The organism is Mycolicibacterium pulveris, from assembly GCF_010725725.1.
GTDB lineage: Bacteria > Actinomycetota > Actinomycetes > Mycobacteriales > Mycobacteriaceae > Mycobacterium > Mycobacterium pulveris.
Genome location: NZ_AP022599.1, coordinates 2,500,875 through 2,520,550, shown reverse-complemented (window position 1 = coordinate 2,520,550; position 19,676 = coordinate 2,500,875). Strand labels below are relative to the sequence as shown.

General features: G+C 67.2%; 22 protein-coding genes and 1 pseudogene. 10 read left to right on the top strand and 13 right to left on the bottom strand.

What is annotated here, in order from left to right; genetic code table 11:
* Nucleotides 1-110: 110 nt before the first annotated feature.
* The 3 genes from G6N28_RS12140 to G6N28_RS12130 are packed head-to-tail and all read left to right on the top strand — an operon-like array spanning nucleotide 111 to nucleotide 2,170.
* The gene (locus G6N28_RS12140) at nucleotides 111-758 is read left to right on the top strand and encodes a TetR/AcrR family transcriptional regulator (protein WP_163900566.1); all 648 of its coding nucleotides are present in this window, start codon (nucleotides 111-113) and stop codon (nucleotides 756-758) included.
* Nucleotides 759-816: 58 nt separating this feature from the next.
* Nucleotides 817-1,374 (top strand): nuclear transport factor 2 family protein, encoded by a 558-nt coding sequence (locus tag G6N28_RS12135; protein ID WP_163900564.1) that lies wholly within the window; start codon nucleotides 817-819, stop codon nucleotides 1,372-1,374.
* 4 nt (nucleotides 1,375-1,378) lie between these two features.
* Nucleotides 1,379-2,170: an SDR family oxidoreductase gene (locus tag G6N28_RS12130; RefSeq protein WP_163900562.1), complete on the top strand. Its 792-nt coding sequence runs from the start codon at nucleotides 1,379-1,381 to the stop codon at nucleotides 2,168-2,170.
* A gap of 4 nt (nucleotides 2,171-2,174) precedes the next feature.
* Here G6N28_RS12130 and G6N28_RS12125 read toward each other — a convergent pair whose 3' ends face one another.
* On the bottom strand, nucleotides 2,175-3,356 hold the full coding sequence (locus G6N28_RS12125) for a cytochrome P450 (protein ID WP_163900560.1): 1,182 nt from the start codon (nucleotides 3,354-3,356) through the stop codon (nucleotides 2,175-2,177).
* Nucleotides 3,357-3,399: 43 nt separating this feature from the next.
* Between G6N28_RS12125 and G6N28_RS12120 the strand changes: the two genes are divergently transcribed.
* A complete protein-coding gene (locus tag G6N28_RS12120) occupies nucleotides 3,400-4,254 on the top strand; it encodes a TIGR03619 family F420-dependent LLM class oxidoreductase (protein WP_163900558.1) in 855 nt (284 codons plus the stop codon).
* Between the two features lie 2 nt (nucleotides 4,255-4,256).
* Here G6N28_RS12120 and G6N28_RS12115 read toward each other — a convergent pair whose 3' ends face one another.
* Together G6N28_RS12115 and G6N28_RS12110 are read right to left on the bottom strand one after the other, a co-directional pair.
* The gene (locus G6N28_RS12115; protein ID WP_163900556.1) at nucleotides 4,257-4,685 is read right to left on the bottom strand and encodes a VOC family protein; all 429 of its coding nucleotides are present in this window, start codon (nucleotides 4,683-4,685) and stop codon (nucleotides 4,257-4,259) included.
* A 1-nt stretch (nucleotide 4,686) separates the two neighbouring features.
* Entirely contained in the window at nucleotides 4,687-5,457 is a 771-nt protein-coding gene (locus tag G6N28_RS12110) for an SDR family NAD(P)-dependent oxidoreductase (protein WP_163900554.1), read from the bottom strand.
* A 94-nt stretch (nucleotides 5,458-5,551) separates the two neighbouring features.
* On the opposite strand from G6N28_RS12110, the gene G6N28_RS12105 reads away from it, so the two are divergent.
* Complete coding sequence (locus tag G6N28_RS12105; RefSeq protein WP_163906164.1) at nucleotides 5,552-6,220, top strand: nitroreductase family protein; 669 nt, start codon at nucleotides 5,552-5,554, stop codon at nucleotides 6,218-6,220.
* Here the strand turns inward: G6N28_RS12105 and G6N28_RS12100 are convergent.
* Together G6N28_RS12100 and G6N28_RS12095 are read right to left on the bottom strand one after the other, a co-directional pair.
* Nucleotides 6,217-7,069: pseudogene (locus tag G6N28_RS12100) on the bottom strand (SDR family NAD(P)-dependent oxidoreductase). The gene G6N28_RS12105 and the pseudogene G6N28_RS12100 sit on opposite strands and share 4 nt — an antisense overlap.
* A complete protein-coding gene (locus tag G6N28_RS12095) occupies nucleotides 7,069-7,812 on the bottom strand; it encodes an SDR family NAD(P)-dependent oxidoreductase (protein ID WP_163900552.1) in 744 nt (247 codons plus the stop codon). The pseudogene G6N28_RS12100 and the gene G6N28_RS12095 overlap by 1 nt, the downstream one beginning before the upstream one ends.
* A gap of 89 nt (nucleotides 7,813-7,901) precedes the next feature.
* Between G6N28_RS12095 and G6N28_RS12090 the strand changes: the two genes are divergently transcribed.
* Nucleotides 7,902-9,089: a cytochrome P450 gene (locus tag G6N28_RS12090; protein ID WP_163900551.1), complete on the top strand. Its 1,188-nt coding sequence runs from the start codon at nucleotides 7,902-7,904 to the stop codon at nucleotides 9,087-9,089.
* Between the two features lie 11 nt (nucleotides 9,090-9,100).
* Here the strand turns inward: G6N28_RS12090 and G6N28_RS12085 are convergent, their stop codons facing one another.
* The 6 genes from G6N28_RS12085 to G6N28_RS12060 are packed head-to-tail and all read right to left on the bottom strand — an operon-like array spanning nucleotide 9,101 to nucleotide 13,864.
* The gene (locus G6N28_RS12085; protein ID WP_163900549.1) at nucleotides 9,101-10,702 is read right to left on the bottom strand and encodes a GMC family oxidoreductase; all 1,602 of its coding nucleotides are present in this window, start codon (nucleotides 10,700-10,702) and stop codon (nucleotides 9,101-9,103) included.
* A gap of 50 nt (nucleotides 10,703-10,752) precedes the next feature.
* On the bottom strand, nucleotides 10,753-11,406 hold the full coding sequence (locus G6N28_RS12080; RefSeq protein WP_163900547.1) for an MOSC domain-containing protein: 654 nt from the start codon (nucleotides 11,404-11,406) through the stop codon (nucleotides 10,753-10,755).
* 22 nt (nucleotides 11,407-11,428) lie between these two features.
* Nucleotides 11,429-11,680, bottom strand: a complete 252-nt coding sequence (locus G6N28_RS12075) for a cytochrome C oxidase subunit IV family protein (protein WP_128109588.1) — start codon at nucleotides 11,678-11,680, stop codon at nucleotides 11,429-11,431.
* 50 nt (nucleotides 11,681-11,730) lie between these two features.
* Nucleotides 11,731-12,327, bottom strand: a complete 597-nt coding sequence (locus tag G6N28_RS12070; protein WP_163900544.1) for a cytochrome c oxidase subunit 3 family protein — start codon at nucleotides 12,325-12,327, stop codon at nucleotides 11,731-11,733.
* 11 nt (nucleotides 12,328-12,338) lie between these two features.
* Nucleotides 12,339-13,088, bottom strand: a complete 750-nt coding sequence (locus tag G6N28_RS12065) for a hypothetical protein (RefSeq protein ID WP_163900542.1) — start codon at nucleotides 13,086-13,088, stop codon at nucleotides 12,339-12,341.
* Nucleotides 13,085-13,864: a hypothetical protein gene (locus tag G6N28_RS12060; protein WP_163900540.1), complete on the bottom strand. Its 780-nt coding sequence runs from the start codon at nucleotides 13,862-13,864 to the stop codon at nucleotides 13,085-13,087. The genes G6N28_RS12065 and G6N28_RS12060 overlap by 4 nt, the downstream gene beginning before the upstream one ends.
* Nucleotides 13,865-14,087: 223 nt before the next feature.
* On the opposite strand from G6N28_RS12060, the gene G6N28_RS12055 reads away from it, so the two are divergent.
* The 3 genes from G6N28_RS12055 to G6N28_RS12045 are packed head-to-tail and all read left to right on the top strand — an operon-like array spanning nucleotide 14,088 to nucleotide 16,495.
* Nucleotides 14,088-14,702, top strand: a complete 615-nt coding sequence (locus tag G6N28_RS12055) for a TetR family transcriptional regulator (RefSeq protein WP_163900538.1) — start codon at nucleotides 14,088-14,090, stop codon at nucleotides 14,700-14,702.
* Nucleotides 14,703-14,762: 60 nt separating this feature from the next.
* Nucleotides 14,763-15,239, top strand: a complete 477-nt coding sequence (locus G6N28_RS12050) for a MarR family winged helix-turn-helix transcriptional regulator (protein WP_170307894.1) — start codon at nucleotides 14,763-14,765, stop codon at nucleotides 15,237-15,239.
* A complete protein-coding gene (locus G6N28_RS12045; protein WP_179962061.1) occupies nucleotides 15,236-16,495 on the top strand; it encodes an MFS transporter in 1,260 nt (419 codons plus the stop codon). The genes G6N28_RS12050 and G6N28_RS12045 overlap by 4 nt, the downstream gene beginning before the upstream one ends.
* A 6-nt stretch (nucleotides 16,496-16,501) precedes the next feature.
* Here G6N28_RS12045 and G6N28_RS12040 read toward each other — a convergent pair whose 3' ends face one another.
* Both G6N28_RS12040 and G6N28_RS12035 read right to left on the bottom strand, forming a co-directional pair.
* Nucleotides 16,502-17,914, bottom strand: a complete 1,413-nt coding sequence (locus tag G6N28_RS12040) for a S1C family serine protease (RefSeq protein WP_163900536.1) — start codon at nucleotides 17,912-17,914, stop codon at nucleotides 16,502-16,504.
* A 6-nt stretch (nucleotides 17,915-17,920) separates the two neighbouring features.
* Nucleotides 17,921-18,760, bottom strand: a complete 840-nt coding sequence (locus tag G6N28_RS12035; protein WP_163900534.1) for an SDR family oxidoreductase — start codon at nucleotides 18,758-18,760, stop codon at nucleotides 17,921-17,923.
* 63 nt (nucleotides 18,761-18,823) lie between these two features.
* Here G6N28_RS12035 and G6N28_RS12030 point away from each other — a divergent pair, with 63 nt between their 5' ends.
* Entirely contained in the window at nucleotides 18,824-19,660 is an 837-nt protein-coding gene (locus G6N28_RS12030; RefSeq protein WP_407664955.1) for a class I SAM-dependent methyltransferase, read from the top strand.
* Nucleotides 19,661-19,676 lie beyond the last annotated feature (16 nt).

Here is a 19,676-nt window from a genome sequence, read left to right as displayed (position 1 = left end):
ACGGATGGCAGCTCGTGAACTCATCCCGGCTCCACGGACGGCCGCGCCACCATACGGACGTACAGCGCGAGAGGTGTCAGAATGTGCGCAGCCGATCGAACGAGGAGACCATGGCCTCATCTGCACGCCGCGTGGGTGCCGAGACGTCCAAGACGCGGGATGCGCTGCTGGACTGCGTCGAGAAGATGATGCTCGACGAGGGCTACGCCAGCGTCACATACCGCGCGCTGGCTGCCAAGGCGGGCGTCACCCCGAGCCTGGTGCAGTACTACTTTCCCACCCTCGACGACATCTTCATCGCCGCGATCCGCCGCTACTCGGCGCGCAACCTCGAGTTTCTGAACAAGACGTTGGAGAAGCGCGCCGACGATCCGCTGCGGGCGCTGTGGGAGTACAGCTGGGACGAGGCCTCCGGCGCACTGATGACGGAGTTCATGGCGCTGGGCAACCATCGCAAGTCCATCAGGGCCGAGATCGCCGCGGCGACCGAGAGTGTCCGCAAGGTGCAGCTGAAGGCGCTCACCGCGAAGTTCGGCAAGAACGCGCGGCTGGGCGGTGATCTGTCGCTACCCGCGCTGCTGCTGTTGATTTCGGGGCTTCCCAAGTTCCTCAACCTGGAGGAGGGCATCGGCGTCAAGACCGCGCACGCGGAGGTCACCAAGGCGTTCGAACGCTATCTGGACTCGGTGGAACCGCCTGCGGCAGAGACGAAGCGCACGTCGGCATCGCGCAGGCGCACCAAGTCGTCCGACCGCTAGGGAGCGTGCTGTACAGTCGTACAAACGACACGCCCTCGAATGCACCTCGGAAGGACCGATGACGATGCCCGATGAACTCGATCAGTTGCGGCAGCGCCTGCAGTACCTCGAAGACCGGGCCGCGATCCTGGACTGCGTGATGAACCAGGCGCGCGGCCACGACCGCCACGACGCCGACCTGATGGGCAGCGTGTACTGGGAAGACGGGGTCGATGAGCACGGCCCGACCGTCAAGCCCGGTCCTGAGTACGGCGAATGGGCCAACGCCGCGCACAGCGCCGTGTTCGAGGATCATCTGCACAACATCACCACCCACACCTGTGAGATCGACGGCGATGTGGCCCACGCCGAGAGCTACGTGATGGGCGCCATGCGGTCCAAGGGCGGCAAGGTGGTGTCGCTGATGGGTGGTCGCTACCTGGACCGGCTCGAGCGCCGCGACGGTGTGTGGAAGATCGCGCTGCGGCGATGCACCATCGAGTGGATGATGAGCGGCGACTCTTCCGTGCTGAATTCCGGTGCGGTAAAAGGCTTTATCAAGGGCAAGTGGGACAAGACCGACGCCTCCTACCTGCGCCCGCTGACACTGGAGAGCGAACCGGTCGAGCGGTGGTGACCCCGTGAAGTTGGCCGGCCGTGTCGCGTTGATCACCGGCGGAGGTTCCGGCATCGGCCGCGCCGCCGCGCAGCGGTTCGCCGCCGAGGGTATGCGGGTGTGTGTGGTCGACGTCGACGGCGACGCCGCCGAGACCGTCGCCGCGTCTCTCGGCGGATTGGGTCTACGGTGCGACGTCTCTGATCCCGAGCAGGTCGACGCGGCGTTCGCGGCGTGCGTCGCAGAGTTCGGCAGCATGGATCTGGCATTCCTCAACGCGGGCATCACCATTGGATGGTCCGGCGACATCGGCGCGCTCGATCTGGCCGAGTATCGAAGATCGGTCGGCGTGAACCTCGACGGGGTGGTGTTCGGCGCCGTCACGGCCGTGCGCACCCTGCGAGCTCGCAAGGATGCGGCCGAGGGAGCGATCCTGGCCACCGCGTCGCTCGCCGGGCTCGTGCCCTGGCATCCCGACGCGGTCTACGCACTCGGCAAGCACGGTGTGGTGGGCTTCATGCGCTCGATCGCCCCCAACCTCGCGCCGGAGAACATTGCCGTCCACACCATCTGTCCGGGCATCACCGACACCGGCGTGCTCGGCGACCGGCGTCGACTCGTGGAGCGGATCGGGGTTCCCGTGATGGAGCCCGACGCCGTCGCCGACGCGGTACTGACCGCCGCCACCGCACCATTGGCCGACACCGGGACCTGCTGGGTCGTCCAGCACGCAAAGCCACCCTGGCCCATGGCTTTTGCCGATGTGCCATCCGCCGACCACCGGCTCAACATGCCGGTGTCGGCGACCAGGACCTAGGGGGTCAGCCGACGATCGCGGGCATGCTGTCCCAACCGCGCACGGTCGCGGTCGGCGCACGGACGGCGTTGTCGATGTCGATGGTCCAGTCGGGCCAGCGCTTGATGATCTCCTCGAGCGCCACTCGGCCTTCAAGCCGCGCCAGCGAGGCGCCCAGGCAAAAGTGCGTTCCCCTGCCGAACGACAGATGGTTGGCGTTGCGGTGGATGTCGAAGGCGTCAGGCGTGTCGAACTTCCGCTCGTCGCGGTTGGCCGATCCCGCCATGAGCAGAAGCGCACTGCCCGCCGGAATCACCTGCCCGTGATACTCGACGTCGTTGGCGACATATCGGGCGATGTTGTGCACGGGGGGTTCGTAGCGCAGCACCTCCTCGACGGCACCGGCGATCAATTCCGGTTTCTCGACCAATTCCCGTCGCTCCGTGGGGTGCTCGCCGAGAACCTTGCCCAGCCAGCCGAACAGGCGCCCCACCGTCTCGGTTCCAGCGTTGGCGATCACCCCGAGCAGGACCAGGAGTTCGTCGGTGCTCAACTTCCGCGCTTCTCCGGAGACGTCCTCGAACTCGACGTTGAGCAGTTCGGTGACGAGGTCGTCGGACGGGTTGTGCGCACGCCACTGGACGTAGTCGCGGAACATGTCGCCGTCGAAGTAGTTGTCCTTGCTGACCGGAAGCGGCTCCCCCGGCTTGTTTCGCAACCTGCGGCCGGCCACCTTGCGGACGCTGCGCTGCAGTTCGTCCGGCATACCGACCAGCATCCCGATGACCCGCATCGGCATCTCGGCCCCCAGGTCGAGCGTGAAGTCGAATCGGTCGCCGTCGGTCAGCGGGTCCAGACAGGCCGCACAGAACGCACGCACCTGATCCTCGATGGCCTGCATCTTGCGCGGCGTGAACGCGCGGGAAACGAGCAGCCGGTGCACGGTGTGCAGCGGTGGATCCTCGTTGATGAAAACGCCCAACGGCATGACCGGTTCGGCCTTCACCACCTCGAGAATGTCACCCTTGGCCGAGCTGAGGTTCTCGACGTCACGCAGCGTCGACTCGACGTCGGCGAACCGGCTCAGCGCCCAGAAGTCGAACTTCTCGTCGTAATACACCGGCGCCTCGTCCCGCAGCCGCTTGTACACCGGATACGGGTCCGCGTCGATCGCCACGTCGTAGGGGTCGTAGGACAGGTCAGCCACCTGTACGATCGTACAGCACGCGTGCTCGGCCGAAGGAGAGTCAATGGATCTGGGATTCGTCTCGCTCAACACCCTGCGGGACCTCGCACCGGCCGTGCTGGCCGTCGAGCTCGAAACGCGCGGCTTCGAGTCGATTTGGGTGGGAGAGCATCCGCAGATCCCGGTGGCGGCCGCCGACCGGTTCCCCCGCGGCCTTCTCGACGTGCAGAAGCAGATGTGGGACCCGTTCCTGTCGCTGCTCGCGGCGGCTACGACGACGACCACGCTGCGCCTGGGCACCGCGGTCACCCTTCCGCTCGAGCGTGAGTTGTTCACGATGGCAAAGCAAGTCGCGACGTTGGACCAGATGAGCCAGGGCCGTCTCCTGCTGGGGGTCGGTGTGGGGGCCCGCCCCGAGTTCGAGGTCTCCCGGCCCATCGCCTGGTCGGACCGGTACCGTGCGCTGGCCGACATGGTGGCCGCGCTCGATGCGCTGTGGACCGCCGACGAGCCCGCGCACCACGGTCCGTTCTTCGAGTTCGACCCGGTGTGGTCGTATCCCAAACCGCATCAGCGACCGCGACCGCCCCTGCTGGCCGCCGCCACCGGCCCCAAGGCGGTCAGCGAGTGCGTCGCGTGGGCCGACGGCTGGCTTCCCGGCGACGCCGCGTTCCCCGACGTGGCGGGCGCCCTGAACGACTTCCGTCGAAAGGCCGAGGACGCCGGTCGTGACCCCGCCACGCTCGATCTCACGATCATGGCGTGGGGCGATCCCAAGCTCGAGAAGCTGCTGTCGTACCGCGACATGGGGTTCAACCGTGCCGTGCTGGGCGGTGGACGCCGCGACGGCAGCGACCCGTCGGCCACGGTGTCGTTTCTCGACCGCTACGCCGCGATGGTCGACGAACTCCGAGCCTGAGTTCAGCCCCGCGGCACTGGGCGCACCCGCGAGTGCACCAGCTCGAGCAGTTGACCGTCGGGATCGCGCACCATGCACGCATATCCTCCGCCGGGATCGGCGACGACGGTGCCGCCGGCTCCCTGCACCGCCGCCTGCGCCTCGGCGATGTCGTCGACGGCGATGGACACGTGCGTCAGGCCCGCGGAGACCATGTCGCGCTCGGCTTCGTTCGGCGCCGGGTAGCCCGAGAACGTCAACAACTGCAGCACGACACCGGCGTTCTGCAGGTAGACCGCCTCGAACCCGATCGGCGGCGCCAGTCCGAGCAACCCCGCCGCCATCTCGTCGGGCACAGTCAGCCGTTTCACCTCGGCGAAACCGAGTGCCTCGTAGAAGGATTTGGACTTGTCGAGATCGCGTACCCGTAGACCGAAGTGGCTGACGTCCATGTCAGACCCCCGCCGGGCCGGGGCCGCCGTGCATGTAGAGAGTCTGCCCCGAACAGTAGCTCGAGGCGTCAGAGGCGAAGAACAGCACGCCGTATCCGATCTCCTCGGGCTCGGCGATGCGGCCGGACGCGTTGGTCTGTCCGATCATGTCGATGTCGAACCCCTGTCGCTGCGCGTCGGCTTCCAAGCCCGGTGTGCGAATGGCGCCGCACGCGATGCAGTTGACACGCACGCCTTTTCGGGTCCACGCCGCCGCCATCGATCCGGTCAGGTTGTTCAGGCCGGCCTTGGCCGCGCCATAGGCCGCCGCCTGCGGCATCGCCAGCAGGCTCGCGCCGGACGAGATGTTGACGATCGCGCCCCTGCCCTGCTCGATCATCGGCTTGACCGCGGCGCGCGACAGATACCAGGCACTGGACAGGTTCAGGTTCAGCACCTGGTGCCACTCGTCGTCGGTCCACTTCATCAGCGACTTGGTCTCACCGCCGCCGGCGTTGTTGAGCAACACGTCGAGCCGGCCGAACTCGGCGACCGTCGCGTCGACCAGCGCGCGGCACTGCTCGGCGTCGGTGACGTCGGTGGGCACCGCCAACGCGCGTCGCCCGCGGGCTTCGATCTCTGCCGCCGTGGATTTCAACGGCTCGGCGCGACGACCGGCGAGCACGACGTCGGCGCCGTGCTCGGCCAGCACGAGCGCCGAGGCGCGTCCGATTCCGGTTCCCCCACCGGTGATGACGGCGACGCGGCCGTCCATCGAGAACCTGTCGTTCACAGCACCACTTCCTATCCCGCTCGGGTTGCAGTACGACTGTACAGCATGATGGATGGCACTCGACAACTTCGCGGTCGTCGAGTACACCAATGGAATGCCGCATCCGACCACCGACGTCTGGGAAGTGCTTTCCACCGCGCGCTCGATCCGCCGGTTCACCGACGAGCCGGTGGACGACGAGACGCTGTACCGCTGCCTGGAGGCGGCGACGTGGGCGCCGAACGGCGCGAACGCACAACTGTGGCGCTTCATCGTGCTGGATGCACCGCCACAGCGCGCAGCGGTCGCCGAGGCGGCCCGAATCGCCCTGGAGACAATCGAATCCGTGTACGGGATGAGCCGACCCGCGGCCGACGACGACAGCCGCGCCGCCCGGAACAACCGCGCCACCTACGAATTGCACGATCGCGCCGGTGAACACACGTCGGTGTTGTTCACCGCATTCAAGAACGAGTTCGCATCGGAGTACCTGCAGGGCGGGTCGATCTACCCCGCGATGCAGAACTTCTACCTCGCCGCCCGCGCACAGGGTCTGGGTGCCTGCTTCACCAGTTGGGCGTCCTATGAGGGCGAGACGGTGCTGCGCGAGGCGGTCGGTGTGCCCGACGAGTGGTTTCTGGCCGGACATGTCGTGGTCGGCTGGCCGCGCGGGAAACACGGCCCCGTGCGACGACGGCCGGTGGTCGACGTCGTCTTTCGTGACCGGTGGGATCCCGAGCGCGCCGACATCACCTACGGCCGTGGTGCCCGGCCGGGACGCTAGCGCATGACGTGCGCCTGCTGCTGGTGCGGGTGCACACCGAAAAGCTGGCGGTACGAGGGTGGTTGACGGCCGTCCTCGTCTTTGATGCCGTACTTGACCGCCAGTTCGGCCCCGATCAGCGTCTGCCCACTGACGTCCATCCGGCGCGGATCCATGTAGAGGGCCCAGACGACGTGACCGGTGAGCTCGGGAGTCTCTGCGGTTTCGAGGATGTGGCCGAACTTGTCCGGATTGCCGGCGATGATCGTTCGGACCCGGTCGGTGAGCAGCGATCCCATCCAGATCGAGACCGCGGTGATGCCGACGTCTTTGAAGTCCACGGCCATGTCGGCGGCCATTTTGTCTGTACCGGCCTTGGGCACGCCGTAGGCGGGCCCGAACGCGTAGTGCACCCCGCCCGACGACGAGGTGAACACGACGAGGCCGTCACGGTGGGGCAGCATCAGCGGCGTGGCGTACACCGTGGCGACGTAGCTGCTGCGCAACCCGAAGGGTGTCCATGACAGCGAGGGGTTCCTCCCAGAACTTCGTCCGGCCCATCATCTCGTCGCGGATGATCGCGGCGTTGTTCACCAGGATGTCCACCCGCCCTTGTTCGCGTTCGATCCGCTCGAACAAGGCCTTGACCTGATCGTCGTCGGCATGGTCGACACGGACGGCGATGCCCTTGCCTCCGGCCGCTGTCACGCGTGCGGCGGTTTCGTGGATCGTTCCGGGAAGCCCGGCCGTGTCGCCCTTTTCGGTGCGGCCCGTGACATACACCGTGCAGCCGTGGCTGCCCAGCGCGTGTGCGATGCCCGCCCCGGCACCGCGACTGGCCCCGGTGACTACGGCAACTGGTCTGGCCACTAGATCACCGCCCCGCCGTTGACGCCGATCACTTGACCCGTGACGTAGCCTGCGGCCTCCGAACACAGAAACGAGCACACCGCGGCGACGTCCTCGCCCGCCCCCAATCGTCCGGCCGGAATGACCTGGGTGAGGTATTCGGCGGCAGGAAGTTTCCCCTCCTCCTGTTGCCGTCGCAGCATCGGGGAGTCGACGACGAACGGTGGGACCGTGTTGGCCGTGATGCCCTTGTTCGCATAGTCCAGCGCGACGGTCTTGGTCAGCGCGATCACGCCGCCTTTGGTCGCCGCGTAGTGGCCCTGCCGCCGGGCGCCCTGCTGGCCTGCGGCCGAGGAGATCGTCACGATCCGCCCCCATTTCGCGGCCACCATGTCGGGCAGTGCGGCGCGGAGGCACAGGAAAGTGCCGGTGAGGTTGACGGCGAGGTAGCGGTTCCACTCGTCCAGCGTGATCCGATCGAACCGGGTGAATCCGGCGATCGCGGCGCTGGTGACAAGGATTTCGACCGCGCCCAATTGGGTTCGCACGCTGTCGAACGCCGCCTGGACGGCGTGCTCGTCGGAGACGTCCACGCCGACAGCGACAGCCGCGGTCCCGTTGGCCTGCAGCTGGGCCGCGGCCTTATCGGCGGCTTCGGCGTCGATGTCGAGGACGGCGACCCGGTGACCGTCGTTGCTCAACCCGGTGCAGATCGCGTGCCCGAGCCCGGACGCTCCGCCTGTCACCACCGCTACTCGGCTCACACCACCGTCTCCTCGCTCGAACCGACTATCGCTGTACGAGCGTACAGCATCTGCGATAGGCTGGTGCGCATCGGTGGCAAGGAGGCGCGGTGGACGACCTGTACTACGACCCGTGGAATGTCGACATCGACATCGATCCGTACCCGGCGTACCGCCGACTGCGCGACGAGCGTCCGCTGTATTACAACGAACGCCACGACTTCTGGGGGTTGAGCCGCTACGCCGACGTCGACGCGGCCCTGCGTGACCCGCAGCGCCTGAGTTCGGCCAAGGGCGACATCCTCGAGGTGGTCAAGACCGACCCGGTCATGCCGCCCGGGGTCTTCATCAACGAGGACCCGCCGCTGCATACCATCCACCGCGCGTTGGTGGCGCGCGCTTTCACGCCGAAGAAGATGCGCGCGCTGGAGGACAAGGTCCGTGCCTTCTGCGCGGCCTGCCTGGATCCGCTCATCGGGGGTGACCGCTTCGACTTCGTACAGGACCTCGGCGCCGAACTGCCCATGCGCACAATCGGAATGCTGGTCGGAATACCCGACGCCGATCAGCCGTCGGTGCGTGCGCGGGCCCACGCCGTGCTGCGCAACAAGCCGGGCGAACCGCTGCCGGTGAAAAAGGACCACTACTTCGACGGCGACATGTTCAGCGACTACGTCACCTGGCGAAAGAACAACCCCTCCGACGATTTGATCACCGAACTCCTCAACGTCGAGTTCGAGGACGAGACGGGTACGACGCGGCATCTGAGAACCGAGGAGCTGCTGATCTTTCTGGCCGTCATCGCCGGTGCCGGGGTGGAAACCACCGGACGGCTGTTCGGCTGGATGGGCAAGGTGCTCGCCGAGCACCCCGACCAACGCCAGGTACTCGTCGAGGATCCGTCGTTGATTCCGGCGGCGATCGAGGAATTGCTGCGCTACGAACCGCCGGGTCCCCACGTCGCCCGGTTCGTCGCCGAGGCTGACGTCGAATTCCACGGCCAGACGTTGCCCACGGGTTCGGCGGTGTTGCTCATGCTCGCGTCGGCCAACCGCGACGAACGCCACTTCGACGATCCCGACACGTTCAACATCCACCGCAAACCCGGCGGGCACTTGACGTTCGGCCGTGGCACACACTTCTGCCTCGGTGCGCCCCTGGCCCGGCTGGAAGGCCGGGTGGCGCTCGAGGAAGTGCTCAAGCGGTTTCCGAAGTGGGAAATCGACATGAGCGGTGCGCGACGGTCGCGGACATCGACGGTGCGCGGCTGGGACACCATGCCCGCCGTCGTCGCCTGAACGCGGGGGCGCTACAGATCCTGCAGGATGAAATCGGCGGCGCGCCAGGCCATCGCCATGATCGGCCCGTTGAGATTGCCCGCAACCATCGTGGGCATCACCGAGCAGTCCACCACCCGCAGGCCGTCGATCCCGCGCACGCGCAGCTGATGGTCCACCACGTGGTCGTCGCTGGGACCCATCGCGCAGCTGCCCGCGGCGTGGTAACCGCAGTAGCCGCCGTCGAGCACCGAATCCACCAGCTCATCGTCACTTTGGACGTCCGGTCCCGGAAAGGTTTCGTGGGTGACGCGCTCCGCGATCGGCGACTGCTCGAAGATGGCGCGCATCTTACGCAGCAGGTTGGCGGTCGCCTGCCGGTCGTAGTCGGTGCCAAGGTAGTTCGGATCGATCCGTATCGGCGCATCGGGATCGCCGGAGGTGATCTCGATCGATCCTTGTGCCGTCGGACGGAGCACCATGCCGAGACAGGAGACCCCGGCCTGGCGGGGGATCGCGACGGGTTCACCGGTGTTGTACGGCGGTATCGTCCACGGCCCGAGCATGACCTGTCCGTCCGGGCGTTCGGCGTCGGGTTGGGCCTTGACGAACCCGACGATGTCGAACGACGGAGCGGCGAGCGGCCCTTTGCGCGTGGCGAGGTACTTGACGCCGGTGACGGCCTGGGCCAGGTTGCCGGCAAGCTGACGGTTGTAGCCGAGGTCTTCCTTGAGCTGGTATCGCAGGGTGGCGCAGCGGTGTTCGTGAAGTCCCCGGCCGACGTTGTCGCGCTCGAGGTAGACGGCGACGTTCGCCGCTGTGAGCACGTCACGGGGTCCGACGCCCGAGAGCTGCAGCAACTTCGGGCTGTTGAGGCTGCCCAGCGACACGATCACTTCACGGCTCACCTTGATCTGCTCCGTGGCGCCCTTGGCGTCGACCTCCACGCCGACGGCCCTGCCGCCGTCGAAGAGCAGCCTGCGCACCGTCGTGCGGGTCCGAACGGTGAGGTTCGGGCGTCGCAGTGCGGGTTTGAGGAACGCCGTGGCGGCGCTGACCCGGCGCCCGTCCTTGATGGTGGCGGTGGCGTATCCGATCCGCTCGTCATCGGATTCGTTGATGTCCTGCACCCGCCGCAGCCCGGTTGCCGCTGCGGCGTCGAGCATCTCGGCGCAGAGCGGATCGGGATCACGGGGCACCGAGATGTGCAGCGGCCCACCGACGCCGCGCGTCGGAGACGGCCCGAAGGCGTTGTCCTCGAACTGCTTGAAGATCGGCAGGATGTCGTCCCAGCCCCAGCCCTTGTTGCCGAGCCGCTCGATACCGTCGTAGTCGGCGCGGTTGCCGCGGTTGTAGATCATGCCGTTGATCGAGCTCGACCCGCCCAGCACCTTTCCGCGCAGCCACTGCTCGGTGTGCGGATTGGGTCCGAACGGCGTGGTTTCGTAATGCCACATGTGCTTTTCGCTCTCGAACAACATTCCCGACCCCTTGGGAATGCGGTAGAGGGGATTGCGGTCGGCGCCGCCTGCCTCGATCAGCAGGACGTTGACCTTCGGGTCGGCCGACAAGCGGTTGGCCAGCACACACCCTGCCGAGCCCGCACCCGCGATGATGTAGTCGTATTTCGTCATGCCGTGACCCTTCTGCCCACCCGCGACGCTATACGAGCGTACAGGAGTGCTCAGCCGGCCAGGCGTCGACGTGCGCGGCGGGCGACCTCCTCGGCCAGGGCGTCGGCGACCAAAATGTCGGGCAGCAGTTCGGGTTCGGTCATGATGGCCCGAAAGACGTAGCCGATGGTGATGCCGTGGTCGGGGCGGTCGGTGACGGTCACACCGTCTCCGGCGCGCAGCTGACCGGGCGTGATCACCCGCAGGTATGCGCCCGGTTTCCCGGCGCGGGTGAACGCGCCCATCCAGCCTCGGATGCCGAGAAACCGGGTGAAGGTGCGGCACGGCGTGCGAGGCCGCGACACCTCCAGGACCAGACCGTCCGATCCCACCGCCCACCGTTCGCCGATCACCGCGCCGGTGACGTCGACCCCTGCGGTGGTGAGGTTCTCGCCGAACATGCCGTTGGTCAACGGTCGCTGCAGGCTGATCTCCCAGTCGTCCAGATCCTCACGCGCATAGGCGTACACGGCTTGGTCGTCGCCGCCGTGATACCTGCGGTTGCCGATCAGGTCGCCGGCCAGGCCGCTGCCGAGCCCGGTGCGCCGGTGTCCGGGTGCCCGCACCGCGACGGGTTCGGTCGTCGGGCGCTTGTCGAAGCCGGTCTTGCCCGACGGTCCGTCCGAGTAGCCGTGAGCGATGTTCACCGAGAGCACGCGTGCCACGGCGTAGAGCTTACGGAGTGCCTCAGAACAGGTAGATCACGAACACGGCGGCGAACAGCACGCCCAGCCAGGCGTCGGTGGAGCGCTTGAGCCACCGCGGCGCCGTGCGCACCTCCATGAAGTACCGGATGATCAGCCTCGACTTGACCAGGGCGAGGACGAGCACCAACGCGGTGACCGGGGTGCTGGCGTGCACGGTTTCGGTGAAGTGTGCGGGCGCCAGCCACCACGATCCGATGGTGATCGCGGTCAACAGCACCCAGGCCCACGTCATCGCGCGCGCCGTGGTGGTGCGGGAACGGGTGTCGGCGGTGTCGGTCACGGTCACCTCATCACGTAGAGCAGGCCGAAGATGATGACCCACAGCAGATCGACCATGTGCCAGTAGACGGCACCGGACTCCACCATCGAAACCCTGCGGCGGGCGGGATTGCGCAGTTCACGGACGACGACCCCCAGCACGATGAGGCCGATCAGCACGTGCACCAGGTGGACGCCGGTGAGCACGTAGTAGAACGAGTAGAACATCTCCGAGTTGGTGTGGCCGGCACTGATCTTGGCGCCCCACTCATAGGTCTTGAAGACGATGAAAAGCACCCCGCCGAAGCCGCCGGCGACGGTGAGCCGGATCGCGTCGCGGTGGCGGCCCTCGCGCGCCGCGAGCACGCTGCGGGCCACCACCCAGGAGCTGGTCAACAAGATCAGCGTGTTGACGACGCCGATGTTGATGTCGAGGTGTTGCTGAGCTTGGAGGAACTCCTCGGGGTTCAGGGTGCGGTAGACCATGAAGATGACGAAGTATCCGGCGAAGATGACCAGATCGCCGAGCACCATCACCCACATGTGGATGTCGCCGGGCAGGTGGGCCGGTGGCCCGGTGCTCGTCTCGGGTGTGGTCTGAAGCGAATCCGATTGCGTCATGGCGTTGTTCCTCAGTCCACGGGCGGGGCGTCGAGGGGTTCACGCAGGGTCGCCCGCCGCAGCAGCATGATCAGCACCGCCAGCCAGACCGAGAAGACGACGACCGACCACCAGAACGCAAGCGACCCGTTCCAGGCGAACGGTCCGGAGTAGAAGACGAACATCTGGGTCGCGATGACCTCGGTGATGATCTGCCAGATGCTCACGTAGGCAAACCATTTCGGGAAGATGTCGTTTCTGTCGTAGAGGATCGCCAGCGCCAGCACCAGGTAGGCCACCGAGAAGCAGCCCAGCGACCCGTTGTAGCTCAGCATTCCGAGGTCATAGAGCAGGCTGACCATCTCGGGGTCGCGGTCGGCGCGAAACGCGGCGGTCAAGAAGCAGACCGCCACCAGAAGGAAACCCGGCAGCGCGCCGACCCCCATGCCACCGATGTATGCGTAGGCGAAGACCGAGCCGACCGACATCCGCTTCATCTGATAGGCCACCAGCCCGTTGGTGATCGCCGCGCCGCCGAGCAGGATCAGCAGCACGCAGAACCCGATCCGGATGGTGGTGCCGTTGGCGGCGAAGAACGCCACCTTGTCGGCGGCGGACACGTCGGGCCGCGGCGGTGGTGTCACCCGCGCCAGCACGCAGATGATGACGCCGAAGACCGCGTACCAGATCGGGAAGAACCAGCACACCAGCCGCACATCCGGCTTGCCGCCGGGAGCGTGATCCGGTGCCTCGGCGGGCCGGTCGGGGGTCAGGGTGCTCACTGCAGCGCGCCCTGCCGGCCGCCCTCGACGACACCTTCTATCACGCCTTCCTCGATGGCTTGGCGATACACCGCCCGGCGCAGCACGAAGAACATGACGATGACGAACAGCGCGAAGGCGCCGTTGCGAACCCAGAACGACAGGAAGCCGTCCCAGGCCAGCGGCCCGGTGTGGAAGACCGCGGCGCCGGCCGCGGGGATCATGGCCACGGCGGTGGCCGCCGAGTAGTAGCCCACCCAGCGGGGAAAGACCGGGTGCGGTCCGTTGTCGAAGTAGACCGCGACGGCCAGAAGCACGAACTGCGCCACCACCATGCCGACCGGCGCGATGAACACGATCCACGCGAGATCGTTGAGGACCTGGATGATTTCGGGACTGCGGTCGGGCCGGAACGCGGCGACGAGAAAGAAGATGTTGGACAGCGCGAAGATGGTCGCGCCGCTGACCACCGCCGTCAGATAGCAGTACGCCAAGACGTGGCTCTGGGTTTTCATCCGCTTCATCTGGACCACGATCACCATGAAGAACGGAAGGACCATGATGCCGCACAGGTTGAACGTCACCTGGCTGAAGCGGATCCAGGCGGTGTTCTCGGCGTAGAACGACGCCACCTGGCCGGCCGTCATCGTCGGCGACATCGGCGGCCAGAAACCGGGGAATGCCAGCAGCGCGACGAGTAGGACGAAACCGACCGCGGGCCCGGTCCACAGGCTCACCCACTGGGCCTTGATGTTCCCGGCTTTCGGCAGGTCTTGCACCTGCTCGAGGATCTGCACCGCGCCTCCAAGTTGACTTCAGTCAGGTTTCACGAGCGGTAGCCGGCATTTCACGCGGGCGTGGATAAGCCCCTGTGATGCGGTGTTTCTACCGAAATACCAACTGAAATCGCTCCTGCAGCACGGTAGCGGCTGAGCGATGCGAACGGAAGACCCATTCTGACTTCAGTCGGTTTCTGGCGTAGGCTCTGTTCGGGCGCGCCGGTGCACGGCGGCGGAACGGATGACAGTGCGCAGCGACAAGCCTCAGGAGCGCGGGACCAAGGGCCGCCAGACGCGTGAACGGCTACTCGGGGCGGCGGTGGCCGAGTTCAAGCGAGACGGCATGGCCGCGGCCGACATCGGGGCGATCGTGTCGGCGGCCGGGGTGGCGCACGGCACCTTCTTCTTTCACTTCCCGACCAAAGAGCACGTCCTGGTGGAGCTGGAGCGGCGCGAGGAAGAGCGGATGGCCGCCGAGCTGAACCGGTTCTTCGCCAAGCCACACGGGGTGCGGGACACGCTCGCCGAGTCGGTGCGGGTGCTCGAGGCGCTGGAGCGTCGCCTCGGCAATCGGCTGTTCAAAGATTTTCTGGCCCTGCACTTTTCGACGACACGACCACCATCGGAGGAATGGACCAACCACCCGGTCATCGTCGCGGTCGTCGAGGAGTTGCAGCGGGCACAGGAGCGCGGCGAGATACCCGCCGAGGTCGACGTCATGCTCAACGGGGTGTCGTTTCTGGTCGGCCTCTATGCGCTGCTGATCACGATGCCGGAGTCCAAGCAGATTCGGACCCCGGTGATCGACGAGTACCTCACCACCTACATGTACGGCCTGCGGGCCGAGCCTGCCTAACCCCGCACCTGCGGGCCTGGCCCCTCAGCAGCGGATTCGCCCCATAAATATCTATGTGCTATGCATATATTCGTGCTGCAGTCCCGCTACGACCAACTCGACGAGCTGCTGACGCGGATCGCGATCGCCCGTCAGCGGCCCAGCTGGCGCGGCCGCGTGCTCGACGGCAGCGCCCCGGTGACGAACCCCTCGACGCTGCGGACGCTGCGGGCGGTTCAAGAGTGCCAGCAGGCCGGCGGCGGCGCGTCGGTGCGCGACGTCGCCGATTTTCTGGCCGTCGAACACTCCACCGCGAGCCGGGCGGTCACCGCGGGCGTCGCGGCGGGGCTGCTGACGAAGACGTTCGCCGCCGACGATCAGCGGCGCTGCGCGCTCATGCTCACCGATGAGGGCCGAAAGGCCTTGGCGACGGTGGCCGAGCGGCGCCGTGATCTGGTCGCCGAGATGGTCGAAGACTGGTCCGACACCGACGTGGACACCCTGGTCTCCCTGTTGGCCCGGCTCACCGAACGTTTCGAAACCGCGGGTTCCCGGTGACGGCAGAGACCACCGCACCCGTTTCCCGACCGCAGGCGCGCGGCGCGCTCGGGTTGATGTTCGACCCGGTGTTCGGTGCGTTGTTCTGGGGCAAGATGTTCTCGGTCGTCGCGGTGTGGACACACGGCATCGTCGCGGCGATCGTGATGTTCGAGGCGACGCATTCGGCGCTGATGGTCGGTCTGGTCGGCGTCGTCCAGTTCGGGCCGCAGCTCATCTTGAGCCCCACCAGCGGAAAGTGGGCCGACACAGGCGATCCGGCTCGCCAGATTCTGCTCGGCCGGGTGCTGTGCGTGGCCGGTTCGGGCTTCACCGCGGTGTGGCTGATCCTCGATCCGGACCAGCAGGGCGTGGCGGTCGCCGGTCCGGTGCTCATCGGGACCCTGCTGGTGGGCTTCGGGTTCGTCGTCGGCGGACCGGCGATGCAGTCGATCGTGCCCAACCTCATTCGCGACGGTGAGCTGTCAACGGCCATGGCGCTCAACAGCATTCCGATGACCCTCGGTCGAATACTCGGGCCGGCCACCGGCGCCTACCTGGCCGCGCATTTCGGCTCGGGCGCCGCGTTCGCGGTCAGCGCCGTCCTGCACCTGGTGTTCGCGTTCTTCCTGATCGCCGTGCGCTTCCCCGCGCCGCCGGCGCGCCAGGCAGACGCCGACTACCGGGTCCGCGCCGCGCTTCGGTACGTCTGGCGTGACCGCCCGTTGCTGTTGGCGTTGCTCGCGGTGAGCGCGGTTGGTTTCGCGTCCGACTCGTCGATCACCCTGGCCCCGTCGATGGCCGACGAACTCGGCGGCAGCGCTCAATTGGTCGGGACGCTGTCGGCGGTATTCGGCATCGGTGCGGCGGCGGGCATGGCGATGTTGGCGCTGATGCGCGGGCGGATGGCCTCGGCGAAGGTCTCGGCGATCGGGTTGGCCGGGCTCGGCGCCGGATGCGCGATTCTGGTCGTCACGCCGGTGACCGCGGTGGCGATGATCGGGTTCGCGCTGGCCGGCCTCGGTTTCGGCTGGGCGATGACCGGGCTGAGCACCGTCGTGCAGGAACGCGCTCCCGAGGAGTTGCGCGGCCGGATCATGGCGCTGTGGCTGGTCGGGTTCCTCGGATCACGGCCGCTGGCCGCGGCGTTGCTCGGCGGAACCGCCGACGCGTTCAACGTGCAGGCGGCCTTCGCCGTCGCGGCGGTGCTGTGCATCGTGGTGACGTTGTGCTGCCGGCCGTCGAAGCTGACCGGCGACCTGCCCGCCCGCATCTGACGCGGGCTAGCGGTTCTTGTCGGGCTCCGGGTTGATGGTCAGCGTGACACGCTGGCCGTCGCGGATCACCTCCATCGGCGCGTCCTGACCGACCGACAGGCGCCGAACCGCCACCACGAACTCGTCGACGCCGTCGATCGGACGGTCACCGATCTTGACGACGACGTCGTTCTCCTTGACCCCGGCCCGGTCGGCCGGGCCGCCCGAGACGACGCGGGTCACCCGCGCCCCGGTGGGGTCGGGGTCACTGACCGATTCCGCGGTCAGCCCGAGGGTCGGGTGCCTGATCTCGCCGGTGCGGATCAGGTTCTCGACGACGTGCTTCATCTCGTTGGCCGGGATCGCGAAGCCCAGGCCGCTGGCGCTGTCTGAGAGCGACTTGCCCGCGGTGTTGATACCGATCACCTCGGCGTTCATGTTGATCAACGGACCGCCGGAGTTGCCGTGATTGATCGGCGCGTCCGTCTGCACGGCCGCGATCACGATCTCGTCGGAGCCCTCACCCGGGATCCGCACCGCGCGGTCGAGCGCGCTGATGATGCCCTGGGTGTCGGTGCTGCGCAGGCCCAGAGGGGCGCCCGCGGCGATCACCTCGTCGCCCACCCGCAGCTTGTCGGAGTCGCCGAGCCGCGCGACGGTCAGGTTGTCGACGTCGTCGACCTTGAGGACGGCCAGGTCGGTCTTCGGGTCGGCGCCGACGAGGTTGGCCACCACCTCTTTGCCGTCGTTGAAGATCACCGAGATCTGGTACCGGTCGGGAGCCGAGGCGGCGTCGGCGATCACGTGGTTGTTGGTGACGATGTATCCGCGCCCGTCGACCACCACCCCCGAGCCCTGGGAGCCCTCCGTGTCACTGACGGCTTCCACGGTGACAACGGAATCGGCCACGGCAGCAGCCACTTTGGCGAACCGGCCCTCGGGCAGGTCACCTCTGTCACCGGTCGAGAGCGTGACCTTCGACGTGGTGAACGCCTCGATGACCTCGGCGGTCTTGCGGCCCACCCAGCCGCCGACCAGGCCGAGAACCAACGCGATGACCGCGAGGGTGACCAGCGCCGTCAGCTTCAGTCGCGTGCCGAACAGGACGTCGCGAACACCGAGTTTCTCGGCGGGCGTGGGCGGCGGGGCGGCAGGGGCGGGCGCGGGAGCCGGGGCGGCCTCACCGTCGAAGTCGATCGCGTCGTCACCGGAATCGCCGAAATCGTCGGAGTCGGCTGGCGCACCGAACGCGGCGGCGAGCACCGGGCCGGGTTCCTGGTTCGTCGGGGTGTACGCGCCCTGATCACGGTCGGCAGTGGGGTCGGCAGCGCCGTCACCGTCGGGTCGGCCGAAGGCCCGCTCGGTGGCCGCATCGACCGTCGGACGCCGGATCGCACGCGGCGCCGAGGCGTCACGGCCGGGTTGGCGTTCGTCGGTCACGCGGGTTCACCCTTCCTCGGCGGCCTTCCTCGCGCGCTCCTTCATGGAGGCGATCACTCCGCCATCGTTCAAGATATCCGTCCCGGTGAGGTAGCCGGCTTTGTCGCTGGCACAGAAGGCGAGCAGCGCCGCCATCTCCTCCGGTCGGCCCCAGCGGGGCACCGCGGCGTCGGCGACCATGGCGCCGGCGCCGGCATGTTCCTCCAACCTACCCATCTCGGTGTCGATGGACCCCGGGGAAACCGAGACGACCCGCAACCCTCGGCCGTTGAACCGTTCGGCCTGAGCTGTGGAGTACCACCTGACGAAGCTCTTGCTCAGCGCGTAGGAGATGCCGGAACGTGCCTCCTCCGGAACGATCTCGCAGGCCGAGAGCATGTCCGCCATGAAGGCGTCCTCGTCCTTGAGCGCCAACGGAAACTTCGAGGTGGGGATCATCTCGTCCGGCAGCATGTGGGCGGCCATCGAGGCGACGTTGACGATCGCCGAACCCTCGCCGGCCACCTGGTAGAACACCTCGTTGACGTTGACCGTGCCCAACGCGTTGGTCCTCATCACGTACTCGGCGTCGCCCATGCTCGGGCTCACCCCCGCGGTGTGGATGACTGAGGCCAGGACGCCGAGCCCGCCGGCGGTCTCGAACAGGCGGGTGACCGCCTGCCGGTCGGTGACGTCGCAGTGCACGGTGGTCGGCTCGATACCCAGTTCGCCCAGCGCTGCGGCCACGCTGTCGAGGCGGTCGGCCCGCACATCGCAGAGCACCACCGTGTGGTCGCGTCCGACGACCTCCGCCGTCGCCCGACCCATGCCACCCGCGCCGCCCGTGATCACCGCAACTCGATTCATATCTGGACCGTATACGCCTGACTGCGCCCGCTGCTGTGCACCTGCCCAGGTAGGTTTGATGTGGTGGAACCCGCCGAACCCGTCGACGCCGACGCCAGCATCTTGACCGAGGTCTCGGAGACAGCGCTGCTGACCCTCAACGGGCGCGCGCACCAGGCCCGCCACCCGAAGGCCATCATCGACGACCCCATGGCGATCCGCCTCGTCGAGGCCATCGACTTCGACTTCGACAAGTTCGGCCGCAAGGGCCAGGAGATGGCGCTGCGCTCGTTGGCGTTCGACCGGGCCGCGATCGAATACCTGTCGGCGCACCCGTCGGCCACCGTGGTCGCCCTCGCCGAGGGACTGCAGACCACTTTCTGGCGGTTGAGCAAGGCGCTACCCGACGCGGACTTCCGCTGGATCACAGTCGATTTCGAGCCGATCATCGCTCTGCGCAAGAAGCTGTTACCGTCGTCGCCGCGGATCACCAACATCGCGCAGTCGGCGCTGGACTACGGCTGGATGGATGCGGTGGACACCAGCGCCGGCGTCTTCATCACCGCCGAGGGTCTGCTGATGTACCTGCAGCCCGAGGAGGCCATGGACCTGATCACCGAGTGCCCCACCCGGTTTCCCGGTGGGCAGATGATCTTCGACCTGCCGCCGGTGCTGGTGAAGAAGTTCGCGCCGAAAGGGATGCGGTCCTCCCGTCGGTACCGTGTCCCGCCGATGCCGTTCAGCCTGTCGGCGTCACAGCTGGCCGATCTGGCCGACACCGTGCCCGGCATTCGCGCCGTGCACGACCTCCCGATGCCGCGGGGCCGCGGCTTCTTCTTCGAGAAGGTGTTCCCCGCCCTCTGGCGGCTGCGGCTGACCAAGAACTTCCGCGGCGCCTACACGCTGTTGGAATTCGGTTGAGCGAGCGGCGGTGTCG

What these genes read in the sequence shown, in the direction of transcription:
- G6N28_RS12140 (WP_163900566.1), top strand. Translation starts at nt 111, where the DNA reads ATGGCCTCATCTGCACGCCGCGTGGGTGCCGAGACGTCCAAGACGCGG.
- G6N28_RS12135 (WP_163900564.1), top strand. Translation starts at nt 817, where the DNA reads ATGACGATGCCCGATGAACTCGATCAGTTGCGGCAGCGCCTGCAGTAC.
- G6N28_RS12120 (WP_163900558.1), top strand. Translation starts at nt 3,400, where the DNA reads ATGGATCTGGGATTCGTCTCGCTCAACACCCTGCGGGACCTCGCACCG.
- G6N28_RS12115 (WP_163900556.1), bottom strand. Translation starts at nt 4,685, where the DNA reads ATGGACGTCAGCCACTTCGGTCTACGGGTACGCGATCTCGACAAGTCC.
- G6N28_RS12105 (WP_163906164.1), top strand. Translation starts at nt 5,552, where the DNA reads ATGCCGCATCCGACCACCGACGTCTGGGAAGTGCTTTCCACCGCGCGC.
- G6N28_RS12085 (WP_163900549.1), bottom strand. Translation starts at nt 10,702, where the DNA reads ATGACGAAATACGACTACATCATCGCGGGTGCGGGCTCGGCAGGGTGT.
- G6N28_RS12075 (WP_128109588.1), bottom strand. Translation starts at nt 11,680, where the DNA reads ATGACGTGGGCCTGGGTGCTGTTGACCGCGATCACCATCGGATCGTGG.
- G6N28_RS12070 (WP_163900544.1), bottom strand. Translation starts at nt 12,327, where the DNA reads ATGACGCAATCGGATTCGCTTCAGACCACACCCGAGACGAGCACCGGG.
- G6N28_RS12055 (WP_163900538.1), top strand. Translation starts at nt 14,088, where the DNA reads ATGACAGTGCGCAGCGACAAGCCTCAGGAGCGCGGGACCAAGGGCCGC.
- G6N28_RS12050 (WP_170307894.1), top strand. Translation starts at nt 14,763, where the DNA reads ATGCATATATTCGTGCTGCAGTCCCGCTACGACCAACTCGACGAGCTG.
- G6N28_RS12035 (WP_163900534.1), bottom strand. Translation starts at nt 18,760, where the DNA reads ATGAATCGAGTTGCGGTGATCACGGGCGGCGCGGGTGGCATGGGTCGG.